This is a genomic window from Mesorhizobium sp. M7D.F.Ca.US.004.03.1.1 (genome assembly GCF_003998635.1).
Lineage (GTDB): Bacteria > Pseudomonadota > Alphaproteobacteria > Rhizobiales > Rhizobiaceae > Mesorhizobium > Mesorhizobium loti.
Genome location: NZ_RZQG01001049.1, coordinates 1 through 1,915, shown reverse-complemented (window position 1 = coordinate 1,915; position 1,915 = coordinate 1). Strand labels below are relative to the sequence as shown.

Here is a 1,915-nt window from a genome sequence, read left to right as displayed (position 1 = left end):
CTATGGTCCAGCCTGGCCTTCTGGCGTGGCCTTGCCGCGGCGGCGGTTGCAGCACTCGCCATCTACATCGCCGTGCCCATCCTCAACCCGCCGGTCGAGCAGCCGCAGGCGCGCCTCGTCGCCTCGCTCGCCGCCGAGGGCACCGATGTCAAATATCTCGCCGTCTATGACGCCGTGCATCACGAAGTCGGCCTGTCGCACGTCTCCGGTGAGCGTGCCGCAGGCAAGGACTTCGAACTGTGGATGATCGAGGGCAAGAACCCGCCAGTCTCGATGGGCGTCATTCCGGCCGGTGCCACGGCGCATATCGTCGTCTCGCCGGCGGCCCAGCAGAAGCTCGCCCAGGGCGCGGTGCTTGCCGTCAGCCTCGAGCCGGCAGGCGGTTCGCCGACCGGCCAGCCGACCGGACCGGTGGTCGCAGCGGGCGATCTGAAGAGCATCTGACCGGCTCTTGCCGCCAGCAGGACCAAAAATAGACTAGCTGAAGTCTATCTACCGAATCACATGCCTATGGGAAGCATGTTAGCCGGCAAGCGGCTGCGCCGTAAAATCTCTCCGGCATACCGAATAAAATAAGAAATCAAAATATTTCTGAAACTCGCGCATTTTTGTTCCGTATCTCCTCGCGTCCCCAAAGATGGGAAGAGAAAAACCCGAGGAGTTTGACATCATGCGTAGATACGCCACCCTTTTGCTCGCCGGTACGATCGCCGTTTCCGCCCTTGCCACCGCTGCCTATGCCGAAAACCCGATGGTTGGCGGCGCCGCCATGTATGCCAACAAGAACATCGTCGAGAACGCCGTCAACTCGAAGGACCACACGACGCTGGTCGCCGCGGTCAAGGCTGCCGGCCTGGTCGAAACGCTGCAGGGCGCAGGCCCGTTCACCGTGTTCGCGCCGACCAACGAGGCTTTCGCGGCGCTTCCGGCCGGCACGGTCGAGACGCTGCTCAAGCCCGAGAACAAGGACAAGCTCACCAAGATCCTGACCTGCCATGTCATCGGCGCCAAGGCGATGGGGGCGGACGTGGCCGCGATGGCCAAGGCTGATGGCGGCACCCACAAGGTCAAGACGGTCGGCGGCTGCGAATTGTCGCTCAAGGCCGACGGCGGCAAGGTCACCGTCACCGACGAGAACGGCAATGTCGCCAATGTGACGATTGCCGATGTCGAGCAGTCCAACGGCGTTATCCACGTCATCGACAAGGTTCTTTTGCCCAAGATGTAACAAGGGACTTGCTGCCGGCGAACTGGCAGCAAGGACCCTCAGTCGATTGCATGATCCCGCTCCCGTGATCCGCAATTGACCCGCGCACTCCGCGTCGTCCACGTTCAGATGTGGGACGGCGCGGAGTGTTCGTTCGAGGGCCACCGTCACCGGCTTTTGATTTCCGCGCGGCGGTATAGTTTGGCAAAAGGACATCAGGAGGAATTGGTCATGAACCGTCGCGACTTTCTTTTGAGCGGTGCCGCCGCCATCGGCGTCGTCGGCGCCGCGGCAACGATGCTGCGCATGAGCAACCCGCAGGCCGCGCAGGCGGCCGAAAAGTTCGAGGTCACCAAGACCGACGCCGAGTGGAAAGCCATCCTGTCACCGGCCGCGTTCGACGTGCTGCGCAAGGAAGGCACGGAATACCCCGGCACCAGCCCGCTGCTCAACGAACACCGCAAGGGCATCTTCGCTTGTGCCGGCTGCGACCTGCCGGTCTACCCGTCGGAGACGAAATTCGATTCCGGCACCGGCTGGCCGAGCTTCTGGCAGGAGGTCGCCAATGGCATCGGCAAGACCGTGGACAGGTCGCTCGGCATGACCCGCACCGAAGTGCATTGCCGCCGTTGCGGCGGTCATCTTGGCCACGTCTTCGACGACGGCCCGGCGCCGACCGGCCTGCGCCATTGCATCAACGGTGTGGCG

3 protein-coding genes are annotated in these 1,915 nt (G+C 63.1%); all 3 read left to right on the top strand.

Features of this window, described 5'->3' with window-relative positions; genetic code table 11:
- Window positions 1–444: anti-sigma factor (locus EN935_RS33685; RefSeq protein ID WP_206534633.1), on the top strand; the 444-nt coding region annotated here is incomplete at its 5' end.
- Window positions 445–670: 226 nt separating this feature from the next.
- Window positions 671–1,228 (top strand): fasciclin domain-containing protein, encoded by a 558-nt coding sequence (locus tag EN935_RS33680; protein WP_013528492.1) that lies wholly within the window; start codon window positions 671–673, stop codon window positions 1,226–1,228.
- A 210-nt stretch (window positions 1,229–1,438) separates the two neighbouring features.
- Window positions 1,439–1,915: peptide-methionine (R)-S-oxide reductase MsrB (gene msrB / locus EN935_RS33675; protein ID WP_127374106.1), on the top strand; the 477-nt coding region annotated here is incomplete at its 3' end.

Excerpts from the sequence above, each read along its gene's own strand:
- EN935_RS33680 (WP_013528492.1), top strand. The coding sequence starts at position 671 with ATGCGTAGATACGCCACCCTTTTGCTCGCCGGTACGATCGCCGTTTCC.